The sequence below is a fragment of the Euryhalocaulis sp. genome (genome assembly GCF_013911995.1).
In the GTDB taxonomy this organism is placed as follows: Bacteria; Pseudomonadota; Alphaproteobacteria; order Caulobacterales; family Maricaulaceae; genus Euryhalocaulis; species Euryhalocaulis caribicus.
Map to the genome: position 1 here is coordinate 48,653 of NZ_JACESD010000004.1, position 16,585 is coordinate 65,237.

Annotated in this window: 15 protein-coding genes; 4 read left to right on the top strand and 11 right to left on the bottom strand. The window is 65.0% G+C overall.

The genetic code is table 11. From position 1 onward, the window contains the following. Positions 1-34: 34 nt before the first annotated feature. From H2040_RS01850 to H2040_RS01860, 3 genes are read right to left on the bottom strand one after another with little or no spacing between them, the layout of a single operon-like run. The gene (locus H2040_RS01850) at positions 35-649 is read right to left on the bottom strand and encodes a pseudaminic acid biosynthesis-associated methylase (protein ID WP_287153894.1); all 615 of its coding nucleotides are present in this window, start codon (positions 647-649) and stop codon (positions 35-37) included. Positions 650-683: 34 nt separating this feature from the next. Beyond that, positions 684-1,319 (bottom strand): class GN sortase, encoded by a 636-nt coding sequence (locus H2040_RS01855; protein ID WP_287153896.1) that lies wholly within the window; start codon positions 1,317-1,319, stop codon positions 684-686. Next, positions 1,292-3,529, bottom strand: a complete 2,238-nt coding sequence (locus tag H2040_RS01860) for a marine proteobacterial sortase target protein (protein WP_287153898.1) — start codon at positions 3,527-3,529, stop codon at positions 1,292-1,294. Before H2040_RS01860 ends, H2040_RS01855 begins: the two co-directional genes overlap by 28 nt. A gap of 197 nt (positions 3,530-3,726) precedes the next feature. Between H2040_RS01860 and H2040_RS01865 the strand changes: the two genes are divergently transcribed. Next, on the top strand, positions 3,727-4,935 hold the full coding sequence (locus H2040_RS01865; RefSeq protein ID WP_287153900.1) for a pyridoxal phosphate-dependent aminotransferase: 1,209 nt from the start codon (positions 3,727-3,729) through the stop codon (positions 4,933-4,935). A 4-nt stretch (positions 4,936-4,939) separates the two neighbouring features. On the opposite strand, the gene H2040_RS01870 is transcribed toward H2040_RS01865, so the two are convergent. Then, positions 4,940-5,125, bottom strand: coding sequence for a hypothetical protein (locus H2040_RS01870; RefSeq protein WP_022696424.1), 186 nt, complete (start codon positions 5,123-5,125; stop codon positions 4,940-4,942). Between the two features lie 198 nt (positions 5,126-5,323). Here H2040_RS01870 and H2040_RS01875 point away from each other — a divergent pair, with 198 nt between their 5' ends. Further along, positions 5,324-7,339, top strand: a complete 2,016-nt coding sequence (locus H2040_RS01875; protein WP_287153902.1) for an elongation factor G — start codon at positions 5,324-5,326, stop codon at positions 7,337-7,339. Here the strand turns inward: H2040_RS01875 and H2040_RS01880 are convergent. Next, entirely contained in the window at positions 7,336-7,776 is a 441-nt protein-coding gene (locus H2040_RS01880) for a DUF2147 domain-containing protein (protein WP_287153904.1), read from the bottom strand. The genes H2040_RS01875 and H2040_RS01880 overlap by 4 nt on opposite strands. Before the next feature lie 223 nt (positions 7,777-7,999). On the opposite strand from H2040_RS01880, the gene H2040_RS01885 reads away from it, so the two are divergent. Next, complete coding sequence (locus tag H2040_RS01885; RefSeq protein ID WP_022696427.1) at positions 8,000-8,467, top strand: Dps family protein; 468 nt, start codon at positions 8,000-8,002, stop codon at positions 8,465-8,467. Between the two features lie 280 nt (positions 8,468-8,747). On the opposite strand, the gene H2040_RS01890 is transcribed toward H2040_RS01885, so the two are convergent. The 3 genes from H2040_RS01890 to H2040_RS01900 form a co-directional block, all read right to left on the bottom strand. Beyond that, positions 8,748-9,653, bottom strand: a complete 906-nt coding sequence (locus H2040_RS01890) for a LysR family transcriptional regulator (protein ID WP_287153908.1) — start codon at positions 9,651-9,653, stop codon at positions 8,748-8,750. Between the two features lie 43 nt (positions 9,654-9,696). Next, positions 9,697-10,692 carry an aldo/keto reductase gene (locus tag H2040_RS01895; protein ID WP_287153910.1) on the bottom strand — a complete coding sequence of 332 codons (996 nt, stop codon included), beginning with the start codon at positions 10,690-10,692 and terminating at the stop codon, positions 9,697-9,699. Positions 10,693-10,834: 142 nt separating this feature from the next. Continuing rightward, positions 10,835-11,653: a DUF2306 domain-containing protein gene (locus H2040_RS01900; protein WP_287153912.1), complete on the bottom strand. Its 819-nt coding sequence runs from the start codon at positions 11,651-11,653 to the stop codon at positions 10,835-10,837. A gap of 189 nt (positions 11,654-11,842) precedes the next feature. Here H2040_RS01900 and H2040_RS01905 point away from each other — a divergent pair, with 189 nt between their 5' ends. Continuing rightward, a complete protein-coding gene (locus H2040_RS01905; protein ID WP_287153914.1) occupies positions 11,843-12,859 on the top strand; it encodes a helix-turn-helix domain-containing protein in 1,017 nt (338 codons plus the stop codon). A gap of 63 nt (positions 12,860-12,922) precedes the next feature. Here H2040_RS01905 and H2040_RS01910 read toward each other — a convergent pair whose 3' ends face one another. The 3 genes from H2040_RS01910 to H2040_RS01920 all read right to left on the bottom strand — a co-directional run bounded on the left by H2040_RS01910 (position 12,923) and on the right by H2040_RS01920 (position 16,510). Continuing rightward, positions 12,923-13,495: a TetR/AcrR family transcriptional regulator gene (locus H2040_RS01910; RefSeq protein ID WP_287153916.1), complete on the bottom strand. Its 573-nt coding sequence runs from the start codon at positions 13,493-13,495 to the stop codon at positions 12,923-12,925. Positions 13,496-13,541: 46 nt separating this feature from the next. After that, complete coding sequence (gene trxB / locus H2040_RS01915) at positions 13,542-14,510, bottom strand: thioredoxin-disulfide reductase (RefSeq protein ID WP_022696431.1); 969 nt, start codon at positions 14,508-14,510, stop codon at positions 13,542-13,544. A 101-nt stretch (positions 14,511-14,611) separates the two neighbouring features. Further along, positions 14,612-16,510, bottom strand: coding sequence for a nucleoside-diphosphate sugar epimerase/dehydratase (locus H2040_RS01920; RefSeq protein WP_022696432.1), 1,899 nt, complete (start codon positions 16,508-16,510; stop codon positions 14,612-14,614). Positions 16,511-16,585: the final 75 nt, after the last annotated feature.

The following is a 16,585-nucleotide window of genomic DNA, read 5'->3' on the forward strand; positions in this document are numbered from 1 at the left end:
GAACGCCCGGGGCCGCAGCGTCCCGGGCGTTTCTTTATGTCCGCTCCATCAGGAACCAGGTGAAGTCGTCGGCCGGGAAATTCGGGTCGCGGTGATAGACGAAGCCATAGTCGCGCAGCGCAAATTGCGGGTGCGCCTCCATGAATTCGCCGGCGAAGTCGCGCTTGAACAGGCGCTCAGAATGGCCGCGATAGCTGACCTCGACCGGGGCCGGATTGTAATACTCGCATATCACGGCGTAGCGCCCGGCGGCCTTGGCGATCTGGGCGTAAGCGTCCGCCAGCCGGTCCGGGTTGATGTGAATGAGGACCGTGCAGGTGAAGGCGAGGTCGGCGGGCTGGCCCGGGGCGGTGTCCAGCATGGAGCCTTCCAGCACGCGGGTCCGGTCCAGCTTGCGCAGCTCTTGGGCGGCCTTGGCGTTGATTTCGACGCCGTTAAATTGCGCGTTCGGCAGCAGGGTTGAAAGGGCGCGCAGGTTCAGGCCGATATTGGCGCCGAACTCGGTGACGCTTTCCACGCCCGAAGTCGATTTCAGGATCCGGGTCCACAGGGCGGTGCGGGCGGCGACCAGTTCCGCGCCCTTGGAGCGGTCGACATAGGCGTCGCCGAAATCGCCGCGCCAGAAATCTTCCTGTTCGGTGCCCGCCATGACCTGTTCAACCCCGTTTTGATTCGCGTTGCGGTCATGATGCCTTGCGGCGCGCGGCGGGGCGAGCGGTGCGTGCGGGTTCGGGCTCCGGCTCCGCCCAGACGACATAGCGCAGCGGGCCGGGCTGCATGGCGCCGAAGGGATAACAGGTGACCAGCGCCAGACGCGGCGGGCCGCCGTCCGGGTGAATGCCGGAGGCCTGATGATCCACCACCTCGAACCCTGTCACCTTGAACGCCTTCTGGCCGTCCCCGGTCTCCAGAACCAGAGTGTCGCCGGCCTTCAGATCCTTCAGGAAGGCGAAATGGGAATCGCGGTGGGCGGCGATGACGCTGACGCCCGGCGCGCCGGGCTGCGGCGTCTGGCTGAGATGGGCCGGGCCGAACGCCATGGCCTCGCCGCCGGCTTCGGCCAGAACGACCGCGCTTTGTTTCAGGCGCGGAGCGGACAGGCGGGCGACCGGCCATGTATCGGCCCAGGGCCAGGGCTTTGCCGCCGTGTGGCTTTGCACGGAGCGGTCCCAGGCCCGGTTCAGAAGCAGTTGTGCGACCTCCGCCTTGGCGGAGAGATACAGCCCCTGCCCGAACAGGGCTGCGCCCGCAGCGGCCAGAGCCGCTGCGAGCGCGAACGGGGCGATGCGCGTCAGGCGCACCGGACCCGTCCCCGCCATGCCGCGCCGGCCGCAAGGAGGGCGGCCAGCGCGATCAGCGCCAGCCCCGCCGTGAGACGAAGCGGGACAAGAAGCGCGCCTTGCGGCAACGGCATCCCGGCGGCCGGGGCGAGGTCAGCTTCCCCGGCTGCAGGCGATGGCGCAGGAGGCGGCGCGGCATGAAGGGCGGCGTATTGCGGCGCATTGGCCTGAGCCTTGTACATGCGGCCCTGACCGAGGCTGTCGCCATAGACTTTCTCGAACTCCCAGCCATCAGGCAGCATGGTCGGGACTTCCGCCGTGGTGAGCGTTTCACCGTCCGGGCGGGCCGGGGTGACATCCACGGCAACCAGTGATGTCAGGCGGCTGACCAGCGAGTGGGCGAGGGCGGTTTCGAGGACGGCGGCGTCGATCACCTCGTAATCGGCGCGCGGCTCAAACCGCAGCTCCTCAATCGCGGCGATGCGGTCCCGCGCCCAGAGATTGGCGACGCCCTTGCCGGGCACGGCCTGCGAGAGATCCAGCGTCTCCACCCAGTCGCGGCCGCGGAAATTGCCCGAGACCTTGAGCGGCCCTGTCAGCTCGCCGTCCAGCATGGCCGTGAAAGTGACCGGCTCGCCGGCATAGAGGTCGGGCAGCGGCGACGGCGATATGGCGGTCAGTGCGCCGCCGGCGTCCAGCGCAAGGTCCGTCAGGGCCGGGTTTTCCAGCAGGGTCAGGAGTTCGGTGGTTTTCTCCGCCACTTCGTTCACGTCGCCGATATGCAGGAAGGTCCCGCGCCCGAACCGCGCCGCGCGCGTCATGAAGTAGGAGTTCGGGGCGGAGCCGATGCCGACCGTGAACAGGCGGGAGTCTCCAAGGTCCGCCTTGATGGTCTCGAAGAGCTGAGCCTCGTTCCCGATGGCGCCGTCCGTCAGGAAGACGACCTGGCGCAGGCGACCGTCGCGCGGCGTGGTATCGGCCAGGGCCGCCTTGAGGGCCGGCAGCATTTCCGTGCCGCCATCGGCGGTCAGCCTGTCCACGAAGCGTTGCGCATGGGCGATGGATTCCTCGGTCGCGGGAAGCGGCGCGGGGAAGATTTCCTCGAACGTGTCGTCGAAGCGCACGATGTTGAAGCTGTCGCGATGGGTCAGGCGCTCCAGCGCGAAAGAGAGCGCCTGCTTGGCCTGCGGCATGGACGGACCGGCCATGGAGCCGGAATTGTCGATGACGAAGATGACCTCGCGGGCCGGCGGCTCGGCGGAATGGCGAACGGGCGGGGCAATGACGCCCAGCAGGTAGGTTTCGCCGTCCCGCTCCTCAGTAAAGAGCGAGGCCAGCGGGGCGTTGAGGTCCGCCGCGCGCCAGTTCAGCACGAAGTCGCGATTGGCCGGAATGGGGCCGCCGCCGAGCGTGACTTGCGCAGCCTCGCCATCGCGGCGGTCTTCTATCTTCACGTGATGATAGGGGCTGGTTACCTCGCCCAGCGCGAAGCCGGGTTTCAGGTCCACCTCGATATTGACGGGCAGGCGCACCTTGCCGTCCGGTTCGTCGTGCGGGAACAGGAAGGGCGGGGTGATGCGGCCGCGGTCCGGCACGGGATCCGACACCTGGAATTCCGGCGTCCCGTCATAGGAGACGCCGATAAAGGGCGTCGGCTCAGGGATATAGCGCGGGCCGACGACCAGCGGCAGACGGAGCGACCAGGCGCCGTTCTTCAGACGGGCCGTGTCCTGATACTCGATCTGGATGACCACGGTTTCACCCGGACCGATATTGGCGACCGAGCTGGTGAAAATGTTCGGGCGTTCCTGCTCCACCAGTCCGGCGCGCTGGCCGGCCTCGCGGGCGTCCTCATAGATGCGGCGGGCTTCCCGGCGCTCCTTGATCTTGCCTTCGATGAAGCGGTCGCCAATCTGCATTTTCAGGCGGTCGACGCCGGAATCCTCAGGCAGGGGGAAGACATAGACGCCCTCCACCCATTTGTCGGACGGGTTCTCGAAACGCTGGGTCACGCGGGCGCGGATGATCGGGCCGGTGACGTCAATGAAGACATCGGCGGCGACCTGCGGCGCTTCCAGATATTCGCCGGGCGTATCGGTCTTGAGCAGGAGGGAGCCGGAGTCCGGATCCCCCATGCGCACGAAGTCCTGCGCCCGGGCGGCGGGCGATAGCGTGATGAGCCATATGAAAAAAGCCGCATAGCCCCAGTAAAAGAGCCAGCGGCGCGTTGTGTATTGGGCGGTTTTCATGTCGTCGTCCCCACGATCGTCGCCCCCCGGCGAGTGTTGAACCTGAGCCGGAAAAGGGGCGGGATGCGGAGCGCGCACGGGGCGATTTGTAGACAAATGCGGGCAAAAGGGCGCCGGGACGCGCTGCGGCCACTTCCGTTTTGACGCGGGCGCGGTTAGCGTCCGCGTTTCCTTCGCACCTGCGGAAAGGCGATTCCATGCCCAGCGTTCCGATTTCCGAAGCTCTCAAGCGCGTTCAGCCCTCCGCCACGCTGGCGGTGACCAACAAGGCGCGTGAAATGCGCGCGGCGGGGCATGACGTGATCGGTCTTGGCGCGGGCGAGCCGGATTTCGATACGCCGGACAATATCAAGGACGCCGCGATCGAGGCGATCCGCCGGGGCGAGACGAAATACACCAATACGGACGGCATTATCGAGCTGAAGCGCGCGATCGCCCAGAAATTCCGGCGCGAGAACGATCTGGAATACGGCAATGAACAGATCAGCGTGTCGCCCGGCGGCAAGGCGGTGATCTGGAACGCGTTTCTGGCGACGCTGAATCCGGGGGACGAGGCGATCGTGCCCGCGCCCTACTGGGTCAGCTATCCGGAGATGGCGAGGCTGGCCGGCGGCAAGCCGGTGATCGTATCGGCCGGCATCGAGGCCGGGTTCAAGATCAAGCCGGAGCAACTGGAAAAGGCGATCACCAAGAAGACGCGCTGGGTGGTCATCAATTCGCCGTCCAACCCGACCGGCGCGGCCTATACGCGGGACGAGCTGAAGGCGCTGGGCGACGTGCTGGCCAAGGCGCCGCATGTCTGGGTGATGACCGACGATATGTATGAGCACATCGTCTATGACAATTTCACCTTCGCCTCTCTGGCGGCGGCGTGCCCGGATATCTATGAGCGCACGCTGACCATCAACGGCGTTTCCAAGGCCTATTCCATGACGGGCTGGCGGATCGGCTATGCCGGCGGGCCGGCGGACCTGATCAAGGCGATGGGCAAGGCGCTGAGCCAGACCACGTCCAACGCCGCGTCCATCTCGCAATGGGCGGCGGTGGAGGCGCTGACCGGGCCGCAGGACTTCATTCCGGAGCGCGCCGCCATATTCCAGGAACGGCGCGATTTGGTGGTCAACGGCCTGAACGATGCGGACGGGCTGGCCTGCCTGAAGCCGGAAGGGGCGTTCTACGCCTTCCCCGACTGTTCATCGGCGCTGGGCAAGAAAGCGCCCAATGGCGATGTGCTGGAGGACGACATCGAGTTCTGCGCGGCGCTGCTGGATATAGAGAAAGTCGCGGCGGTGCCCGGCGCGGCGTTCGGCGCGCCGGGGCATTTCCGCGTCTCCTACGCCACCTCGACCGAGGTGCTGACCGAGGCGCTGGCGCGCATCAAGCGGTTCTGCGCGGCCCTGAAATAGGGCGCTATTCCTCGTCCTCGACCGTGACTTCGTCGACATCCACATCGACATCGGGCGTTTCGACTTCCGGCGTTTCAAGCGCCGGGAGTTCGGTGCTGCCCGAAGGCTGGGTGGCGACGACATAGATGACGAAGGCGGCCGCCAGAACGGCGACCAGCGTGACGATGATAATGACGGTCCGGTTATTCATGGGGCGTCTCCCGGGGGTTGATTCCTCGCCTTCAAACGCCTGAGCGCGGGGGGCGTTCCTGCCGCGGAATCGATTCGTTTTTCTTGCGCGCGGCGCAAATGCCTGAAACGATAAATCCTCTTCTTGTGTGTTGGGCCGCGGCGGCCCGCCGCGAGCCCGGTGCGAAAACACGATCACGGGCGAAAGGCGGGTGAACCAATGGCTGACAGACTCTCTGAAACTCCCCGGGTTATTGCACTGACCGGACCTTACGGGTCCGGCAAAACCGCACTGATGGAAGCGATGCTGGCCGCGGCCGGCGCAACGGGGCGCCGGGGCGGTGTCGGCGACCAGAGCGCCGAGGCGAAAGAGCGCGCAATGTCGACGGAGACGAATTTCGCGCGGCTGGACTGGATGGGCGACGCCTATCGCATCATCGATACGCCCGGCTCCATAGAATTTTCCGCGGATGCGGAGCTGGCCCTGCCGGCCGCCGACATGGCGGTGGTGGTGTGCGAGCCGGACGCCGACAAGGCGGCGCTGCTGCACCCCGCGATGAAGCGGCTGGAGCGGCTGGGCGTGCCGCACATGCTGTTCGTGAACAAGATCGATCAGGCGCGGGGCAGCGTGCGCGGCCTGCTGGAATCCCTGCAGGCGGTCAGCGAAGCGCCGCTGGTGGCGCGGCAGATCCCGCTGCGGGACGGCGAGTCCATCTCCGGCTTTATCGACCTGGCGCTGGAGCGGGCCTTCATCTATCGCCCGGACGGCCCCTCCGAACAGGCGGAGATTCCGGAAGGCGAGACCGAGCGGGAGGCCGATGCGCGCTTCCACATGCTGGAGCAGCTGGCCGATTTCGACGATCACCTGATGGAGGAATTGCTGAGCGATATCGAACCCTCCCGCGACGAGGTGTTCGGAGACCTGATCAAGGAAACAAGGGCCGGCCAGATTGTGCCGGTCCTTTTTGGTTCGGCGGCCAACGGGTTCGGCGTGCGGCGGCTGATGAAGGCGCTGCGGCACGAGACGCCGGACGTGGCCGAAACCGCCAGGCGCCTGGGCGCGGAGGGAGCGGAAGGCGCGGCGGCCTATATCGCCAAGACGCTCCATGCCGGGCAGAGCGGCAAGCTGTCCATCGCGCGGGTTCTGGGCGGCGCGATAAAGGACGGCGCGACCCTGACCGGGCCGGATGGCGAAACCTCCCGCGTGGGCGGGATATTCGCGCTGCAGGGCGCCGATACGGAGAAGATCGCCGAGGCCGGTCAGGGCGAGCTGGTCGCGCTGGGGCGGCTGGAAAATCTGAAAACCGGCGATCTGGCGGGCGAGGGGCGGTCCCTGTACGCGCCGGCCAGCGAATTGCCGCAGCCGGTCTTTGCCCGCGCCATCGAGGCGGGCAGCCGGGACGACGAGGTGAAGCTGGGCACAGCCCTGAACAAGCTGGCCGAGGAAGATCCGTCCCTGTCCTTTGCGCCGGAGCCGGATACGGGCGAATTCCTGCTGCGCGGGCAGGGCGAAGTGCATCTGGCCGTGGCGGGGTCGCGGCTGAAGCGGAAATTCGGTCTGGAGGCGGTCACCCGTCCGCCGTCGACGCCCTACAAGGAGTCTATCCGCCGGTCCGCGACAATCCGCGGCAAGCACAAGAAGCAATCGGGCGGCCACGGCCAGTATGGCGACGTGGAAATCGCCTTCCGCCCGTTGGGCCGGGGCGAGGGCTTCCGGTTCGACGAGAAGATTTCCGGCGGCGTGGTGCCGAAGGGCTATTTCTCCGCCGTGGAGGCGGGAGTGCGGGACGCGATGGAGCGCGGGCCGCTGGGCTTTCCGGTGGTCGATATGGCGGCGACGCTGACAGACGGGTCGCATCACAGCGTGGATTCGTCCGATCTCGCCTTCCGGCTGGCGGCCCGACAGGCGGCGCAGGCGGCGTTCGAGGAGGCGGGGCCTGTGCTGCTGGAGCCGGTCTACAAGGTGACGCTGTCGGCGCCATCAGCCTCGACTTCGCGCCTGACCTCCATCCTGTCGACGCGGCGCGGGCAGATCATGGGGTTTGACGCGCGCGAGGGCTGGCCTGGCTGGGACGAGGTGCAGGCCTATCTGCCGCAATCGGAAATGGCCGACCTGATCATCGAGCTGCGCTCGGCGACGCAGGGCGTCGGCGCGTTCGGGGCGGAATTCGCGCATATGGCGGAACTGACCGGCAAGCTGGCCGATCAGGTCTCGCACCAGCAGCGGGCCGCTTAGGACTCCACGCGAGTCCAGGTCTGGCTTTTGCAGATGACGAAGACGCAGCCTTCCAGCTTCAGCGTCCCGTCGTCCTGCGGCAGGATATTGCCGCGATAGGTCTTGCCCTCGTCGGCCTTGTAGAGCTTGCCATCGCGCCAGTCGCCGTCGTCATCCTGCTCGAACCCCCAAAGCATGGTGATGCCCTCCAGTTCGCGGCTGCGCAGATCGGGGTCCGGGTTTTCGGCATCCAGGACAGGGGTGTCCGACTCCGCCTGCCGCTGCAGCCAGGACAGCTCGCCGCAGAGCTGGGCGTTGTTGTCGCCGCACTGGAAGAAGGTGACTTTCGCTTCGCCGTTTTCAGTCAGCCAGGTGGAGCCGGGCAGGCTGTCCCGGGCTTGAGCGGCGGAGGCGGCGCTGGCGGCGGCGAGAAGGCTGGCGAGCAGGGTTTTCATCATGGTGTTCTCTTTCTGGAACCGAAGCGGGCCAAGTCTAGTATTGTGGAAGCTGGACAGAAAACCGGACGCCGCAGCCAAAAGCTTAGCTAACTGAGAATGGCCTGCATCATAAATTGAACTTATGAGCGGCATTCGCGTTTTGAGTCCCTGAAGCGCTTGAAGCGGGCGGCATAACGCCCATTTCAATGCGACGAGACAACGCCCAAGCGAGGAGATTTGAAACATGGATGTTGAGACTGGCATTTCGAAGGACAATCGCGAGAAGATGGCCGAGGCGCTGACCAAGCTGCTGGCCGACACCTATGTCCTTTACCTGAAGACGCACGCCTATCACTGGAACGTGACCGGCCCGCGCTTCAAGACGCTGCACGAAATGTTCGAAGAGCAGTACACGGAGCTGTGGGAAGCCACGGACGAGATCGCCGAGCGCATCCGCGCGCTGGGCTTCAATGCGCCGATGGGCTGGGAAGATTTCGCCAAGCGCACGTCGCTGAAGGAAGACAATGGCGTGCCGAGCGCCGACCAGATGGTGGTCAATCTGACCAAGGGTCATGAGACGGTCGCCAAGACGGCGAAGGACGTGGTCGCGCTGGCGGACGAGCTGGACGATGTGGCGTCCGACGATCTGGTGGCGCCGCGCGTGACCTATCACGAGAAGACCGCCTGGATGCTGCGCGCGACCGCTGAATAGGGCATCGCGCCACCGGGCAACCATAAGGGGCCGTCCCAGCGGGGCGGCCCTTTTCTTTTGCGTGGATTTTCGTCGGGACAAAAAAAGAGCCGGGCCCTGTAGGCCCGGCTCTGGAGTTCTATGCATACCTTGGGATGGGGAGGAGACGGGTATGCATGGTCCGTTACGATGGGGTCGTTAACGGGGCGGCGTGTGTGACGCCGTCGAGGGATCATATAGAGGACGTGATTCATTTTGTGCACCGCCGCATGAGCATATTGCCCATGCGAAAACGCATGGCTTAGCGGAGGCCGAAACGGCGGGCGGCGCGCAGGATGAAATCGCGGAAAACGATGAGCCTTTTCGAGCCTTTAAGCTCCTCCGGATAGAGGAAATAGACGTCGAAGCCGGGGCCGGATACCTCCGGCAGGACACGGGAAAGGCGCGCATCCGTGCGGGCGATATAGTCCGGCAGGCCGGCGATTCCCGCGCCGGCGGCCGTGGCTTTCACCACGCCGAGAAGATTGTCGACGGTCAGGCTGGCCTGACGCGGTTTCTCGCCTTCCATCCGCCCGACATAGGCCGCCCAGTCGGCCTGCTTCATCGGGGAGACGGCGTCCGCGCCATAGAGGATCAGCGGATGGTCATCCAGCGCATCGATCGAGGAGATGGGGCCGTTGCGCGCGATATAGTCGTTCGAGGCGTAGAGGCTCTGGCTGGCCTGGAACAGTTTGCGCTGGATCAGGTCCGATTGCCGCGCCTCCCACGGGCGCAGGGCGACGTCGGCTTCGAACCGGGTCAGATCCAGCTCCCGGTCGTCCAGGATCAGGTGGAGTTTCACGTCCGGGTAGGAGGCGACAAAGTCCGGCAATTGTTCGCTGAGCCAGACCGCGCCAAGGCCGATGGTCGTGGTGACGCGCAGATCGCCGGAGGGCTGGTCGCGGGCGTCCCGCACCTTGGCTTCGGCCAGCGCGGCGGAGGCCGCCATGTCGTGCGCGATCTCGAACAGGCGCTCGCCCTGTTCGGTCATCAGCAGGCCGCGGGCGTGGCGGTGGAACAGGGCAACGCCCAGATCGTCCTCAAGGGCCGCGATCTGGCGCGAGACGGCGGATTGGGAGACGTGCAGCGCTTCCGCCGCGGCGGTGAGGCTGCCGGCCTCCGCCGCGGCGTGAAACGTCTTCAGCTTGTCCCAGTCGATATGGTCCATGCCCAAGGCATAGCCGAATCGCGGGCCAAGGTCAGCGCCTGACCTAACGATTTACCGAAGCCATGCCCTGACTGTTGTATCGGGCGCCTTTCACGCGGTCCGCCAGCTGCCCCAGGCGCGTAATCTCGTCATCGGAAAGGCTGACCTTCTGCGCCGCCAGATTGGTCTCGACATGTTTGAATTTCGTCGTGCCCGGAATGGTCACGATGTCATCGCCGCGGGAAAGAACCCAGGCCAGCGCGACCTGCGCGGGCAGGACGCCGTGGCTGTCCGCGACCGCCTTGATCTCGTCGACCAGCTTCAGGTTCGCTTCGTAGTTTTCGGCTTCGAAGCGGGGCTGGGCGAGGGCGCGGAAATCGTCATCCCCCTTCGGTTTCTCCGACTGGTCGTACTTGCCGGTCAGCATGCCGCGTCCCAGCGGCGAATAGGCGACCAGCCCGACGCCCAGATCGCGCATGGCGGGGAGAATTTCGGATTCCAGGTCACGCGTGAAGATGGAATATTCGGACTGCACCGCCGCGATGGGGTGGACCGCATGGGCGCGGCGCAGGGTCTCCGCGGAACATTCGGACAGGCCCAGAAAGCGCACCTTGCCCTCTTCGACCAGGCGCGACATCTCGCCGACCGTGTCTTCGATCGGAGTGTCCGGGTCCATGCGGTGCAGATAGTAGAGGTCGATCGTGTCGACGCCGAGCCGCTTCAGGCTGCCCTCGCTGGCGCGGCGGACATTTTCCGGCGAGCCGTCAACGCCTTTGGGGAAGCCTGTTTCGGGGTCCATGAGCGGCCCGAACTTGGTGGCGAGCGTCACCTTGTCCCGCCAATTGTCCTTCAACGCCTTGCCGACCAGTTCTTCATTATCGCCGCTTCCATACATTTCGGCGGTATCGAGATGATCGACGCCGGCCTCGATGGCCTCACGGATCAGCTTCGCGCCGTCCGCGTGATCCATGCCCGGACCGTAAGCCCATGACATGCCCATGCAGCCAAGGCCCACAGGGGTGACGTTCAGATCAGATTTTCCGATGGTTCGTTTGCTCATGGGGGACTCCTGAGGTTCGATGGGATAAAACTATGAGTGAGTATTCACTCACAATAATGAGCAAACGCTCACACGTCAAGAATGCGTGCTTCAAGCCGCGGCTATCGCGCATCAGGCCGTGAGATGCGGCTGCCTGCGAAACTCAGGCTTGCGGAAACCACATGAAGACGGCCGCGCCGAAGATGCCTACGGCCATGACAGCGGTCAGGCACAGGACGAGGCCGCTCACCGCAAGCTTGACGCCGCCCGAGCTCGAATTCTGGGCTGCCAGATAAATCTCCAGTCCTGTCAGCGGGATGAGGTAACTGCCGAAGGACAGGGCGATGTCGGCGGGGCCTGACAGCGTATTGTTCATCCCGACGGGGCCCTGGTTCAGGACGATCCAGGCCATCAGACCCACCCGGAAGAACCAGACCCCGCTGACCACCATGAAAGTGCGCATGGCCCAGCGCCTGTGGATGTCAATTCGCCGCTGCATCGCGAAGCTCAGGGCAAGGCCAGCGAAAACAAGAATGAGAACGCCATTGAGGGAGACGCTGACGCCTGAAATCACCGACAGGTAGGAGCCGCGCCCCCATGTCATCCAGAGCCCGCTCACAGCCATGATCGCGGCTGTGACGATGAAGGCGCGGCCATTCCAGCGATGCGCGGCGGGAAAACGCCGGCGCAGGGCCGGAATCAGCTGGCAGAGGCCGCCAAAAGTTATGTAGGCGGCCAGCAGGACATGAATCGCGAACACCGTATTGCCGACTGTATCGCCGCTCACATGGCCGGTGATCAGACCCCTGTCGTTCCAGGCCGCGAAGTCCCCGGTGGCGGTTCGGCGGCCATAATAGGTTATGATGAAGGCGATGAAGACAGCCTGACCGGCCAGCGCGGCCGCGAACCATATCTTGCCGGTCAGGCTGAGGAGGCGGCCGGGGCCGGTTTTGGCGGCATAGCTCATTTCTGCATTCGGCATGGGTGGTGACATTCCCTTTTCTTGTCTCCGAAGCGATGCGAACCATCGCTCCACGGCTTGTCTTCAACCGCTGGGAACCGCGCCGTCTTGCCGATTTGGAAATCGGCCAAAGAAAATCCGCCTGTCTTGTCCGATATGCCGGCCACGCCTAGTGTGCCGGTCAGCGCGAGATTTCAGGAGGGAGCCGCCGTGATCGCCACACGCCTCTTCACGGCGGGGACTGAAGGGCCTGCCAGCGGGCGAATTCTGCCCGCCGGTCCACTTCCCCCGCTTTTCATCTACTGGGCGCTCTTTACAGGATCTGTCGCGGCCTTCGTGCTTAGCTACGTCATTGGCGAGGCGGCGCCGGCGCTTGATGTCGTTCTGCACGTCGCCAGCAGCGTAACGTGTGGTCTGAGCTGGCTCCTCGCCCGTAGCCTTTTCCGCCCGCCCGGCGCCCGGCGGAACTGGCCGGAAATTATGGTCGCTATCCTGTTCTTGACCGGTGTTCTGCTTTACGCGGCCGGCAGCGGGGCTGCCGGGCAGGGATCAATGCTGCGCGCATTCGATAATGTGCACTCTCTTATCGCTTCGACGGTGCTGCTGATGACCTTTGTCGAGGCGGCGGACGGAGCCGGGCGCGGCAGCGCGCCGGCCGAACGGAGATTCCGGTTCGCCTTCCTTGGAGGCTACGGCGTCCTTCTGGCGGTTTCAGTGATATGGTTCCGGAGCGTGCCGCAAGCGGGTCCGTGGGAAGAGACGGCACAGGCGATCTGCGCCTGTGTGGCGCTCATCGGCGGCACTGCAGCCGTCTGGTATCGCATGTATCACCCTCTTGCGGGCGATGAACGCCGCAGGCCGAAGACCCGTCTGACCGGCGACCGGCAGCTCGCCGGCAGGGTCGCCGAGCTTCTGGAGAGCGAGCATATCTACCGCGACCCCGAGCTGAAGGTGGCGGATCTCTCGCGCAGGCTGGGTCACCCTGAATACAAGATCAGCCAATGCATTACCGGCCCGCTCGGCTTTTCCAACTTCAACCGGATGGTGAACCATTACCGGATAGAGGAGGCGAGGGCGCTGCTGGCCCGAGAGGACATGGCCGGCTGCTCGATCCTCGCCATCGCGATGGAGTGCGGGTTTGGCTCGATCGGCCCCTTCAACCGCGCCTTCAAGGACATGGCGGGCATGACGCCCGGTCAGTTCAGGGCTAGCCTGCAACGCCGGTGAGGCCAGTCCCGGCGGCAACGGTTCAAGGACCGCCATGGATTACGCCACGGCGGTCGCTCCGCTTTAATGTTTGCGCCAGCTGTCCCAGGCGGCCTGGGCGGCGGCGTTCACGTCCTCTTCCGTCCATTTCACGCCTTGCCGCTCCGCTTTCAGGAGGCCGGTGATGGGGGCGTAGAAGAGGGCGGCCAGCAGTTCCGGGCGCATGGGCTTGACCTGCGGCGCGGCGGCCGGGTCTGAGAGGAATTCGGTGAGCGTGGCGTTCATCTGCTCATGCGCCGCGCCGCCCTCTTTCAGAGAGAGGGAGGATTCGGCGAAACGGGCGCCGAAAACGCAGGCTTCGGGATCGGCGCTGAGAGCGCAATAAACGGCCAGCCACAGGGACTTGAAGCGGGCTTCCGGGCTGTCGGACGTGTCATAGGCGGCAAGGGCGCTCTCAAAGACCTCCCGCTTGTACTGGCGGTATGCCTCGATCAGCAGGTCATCCTTGCCTTTGAAATGCCGGTAGAGCGTGCCTTCGGCAAACCCGGCCCGCGTGGCGATGGCCGCGGTGGTGGTGGCGGAAAAACCGTCCTCCGCCACGATTTCCAGCGCGGCGCGCATCAGTTTTTCACGGGTCGTATGAAGGCGCGTGAGCATACGCTCACAATGCCGGGCGCGCGCCGCGCCGTCCAGTGGGGGCGGCTTACTCCGCCGCTTCGGCGGTGGTGACGCGCAGCGTGTGGATGAATTTTTCCGCTTCCAGCGCCGCCATGCAGCCCATGCCGGCGGCCGTCACGGCCTGGCGATAGGTCTCATCCGTCACGTCGCCCGCCGCGAAAACGCCGGCGATATCGGTGGCCGTCGAGTCCGGCGCGGTGATGATGTAGCCGTTATCCTTCATCGCGACCTTGCCGGTGAACAGCTCCGTCGCCGGGGCGTGGCCGATGGCGATGAAGACGCCGTCCGCCGCGTGATCGGTGATGTCGCCGGTCTTCACGTTCTTGATGCGCACGCCGGTGACGCCGCGCGGGTCCTCGTCGCCGGTGACTTCCTCCAGCGCGCTGTCCCACATCACCTCGACCTTCTCGTGGTCGAACAGGCGATCCTGCAGGATCTTCTCGGCGCGCAGGGAGTCGCGGCGATGAACCAGCGTCACCTTGGAGGCAAAATTGGTCAGGAACAGCGCTTCCTCGACGGCGGTGTTGCCGCCGCCGACCACGAAGACTTCCTTGCCGCGATAGAAAAACCCGTCGCAGGTCGCGCAGGCGGAGACGCCAAAGCCCTGGAAGTGTTCCTCCGACGGCAGGCCCAGCCATTTCGCCTGGGCGCCGGTGGCGATGATGACGGAGTCGGCCGTCCATTCCTGTCCGCTATCAGTCTTTGCGCGGAACGGATGGCTGTGAAGGTCCACCTCGGTCACGGTGTCATTGACCATTTCGGTGCCGACATGTTCGGCCTGTTCGCGCATCTGCTCCATCAGCCAGGGGCCCTGGATGACGTCGGCGAAGCCGGGATAGTTCTCCACGTCCGTGGTAATGGTCAGCTGTCCGCCGGGCTGCAGGCCGGTGATGATGACCGGGTCCAGCATGGCGCGCGCCGCATAGATGGCGGCGGTGTAGCCGGCGGCGCCGGAGCCGATGATGAGAACTTTCGCGTGTCGTGCGTCGGACATGGTTATAGCGAATCCGTTGTCAGAAAACCGTTCGTCCTGACTTAAAGACTGTTGCCCGCGGTTCAAGCCTTCGCGGCGGCGGGGTCACTCAGCCGTGAAGCTTAGTGATAGCTGCCGCCGGACGGGGTGATGATGAGGTCCTTGAGAAGGCTGGACAGCCGCGTGGTGTCCGGGCCGCCCTCCATCAGGCCTTCCAGGCGGTCGATCACGGCGTCGTCCACGCGCGGGGCGGAGCCGTTTTCGGACACGCAGATAATGCCTTCGACGCCGGACGGCTCGACCATTTCGCTGGGGGCGTAGAGCGCCTCGCGCAGGCGTTCGCCTTCGCGCAGGCCGGAGATTTTCAGTTCGATATCGCGCCCCGGCTCCATGCCGTGCAGGCGGATCAGCTGATTGGCGAGGTCGATGATGCGGATCGGCTTGCCCATTTCCAGCACGAAGATGCCGTCCGCCGCCTCGCGCGCCGCGTTGAGCGTCGCCGATTGCAGGACCAGCTGGACCGCCTCATGAATGGTCATGAAATAGCGTTCCATCTCCGGGTGGGTGACGGTGACCGGCCCGCCCATCTCTATCTGGCGGTTGAAATGCGGCACGACCGAGCCGGTGGAGCCCAGCACATTGCCAAAGCGCACCGTGGTGAAACAGGTCTTGCGGGCCATCGAGGAGCCGGCCAGGTGCTTCACATACAGCTCGGCCAGACGCTTGGTGGAGCCCAGCACGCTTTCGGGCTGAACCGCCTTGTCGGTGGAGATCAGCACCATGTGTTCGGCGCCCACCGATATGGAGGCCTGCGCCACGTTGCGGGTGCCGAACAGATTGGTGCGCACGCCCTCCAGCGGGTGGCGCTCCACGATGGGGACGTGTTTCAGGGCGGCGGCGTGGAACACGATGTCGGGCTGGATGGCCGCGAACTGGTCGTGCAGATAACCGAGATCGCGGATGTCGCAGAGCACGTCCAGACTGTCGATGCCGGGATAATCCTCGCGGATCGACTGCAGGATGTTGTGCAGCGCGTATTCGGAATGATCCAGCAGCACCAGCTGGCCGCAGCCGAGCGCGGCGACCTGGCGGCAGATTTCCGCCCCTATGGAGCCGCCGGCGCCGGTGACCAGCACGCGCTTGCCCTTCACCAGATCGCGCACGGAGTCGAAATCGATGGACACGGGCTGGCGCACCAGCAGGTCTTCCAGGGCGACTTCCTTGACCCGCACGCGCTGGGTCTCGTTGATCGACTCGATCTCCGGCAGGCGGGCGAGGGTGAGTTTCAACTGGCTGGCGGTCTTCAGAAGGCCGCGGACCTCGTCGGTGTCGCGAACCATGCTGGAAATGACCAGCATGCTGGGGCGCTCGCCCCGGCGGTCCAGCGATTTGATGGCGGATTCCAGATCATCGGAGGAGCCGACAACCTCGATCCCGTGAATGCGCTGGCCCAGATGGCGGTAATCGTGCGTTGCCAGACCGACGACGCGGCGATTGCCGCGCGGGCCATAGCGCATCTGGCGCAGGAAGGGCTCGGCCTCGGCCACGCTGGCCATGATCAGCATCCGGTCGCGGGGATCGTCCTCGTCGCGCCGCAGATGGGAGAAGGAGAAGCTGTCCTGCCGCATCAGCCGGGAGACCAGCCGCGCGCCGATCGACACGATCATGTAGAGCGCGCAGGCCAGCAGCGTCATGCGGTAGGGGAAATCCGAAAGCGCCGCCGCGAAAAAGGCGACCAGCGCCAGGCAGCTGAGGATCACCGACAGGAACACCTGTCCGAAATCGACGATGGAAATAAACCGCCAGACGATGCGGTGCGTCTGAAGCAGCAGCGCAAAGACAGCGGAGACGGCGGCGAAGAAGATCAGGTCGAAAGGATAGATATTCTCGACGGTCGCGCCGAGGCCCAGAACAAGATCAGGCTGGATAAGGGCGTGAGCGACAAACAAGGCGCCAAAGGCCGCCAGAGATTCGAAGCCAATCTTCAAATGGCGGCGTGCGCCGATCAATTTGTCTATCATGCTCCGATCGCCCCCACGACAGATGCCCCGCGCTTATAAAAGCGCAAGCGGGGCCAGGGTTCAAACCAAATCACT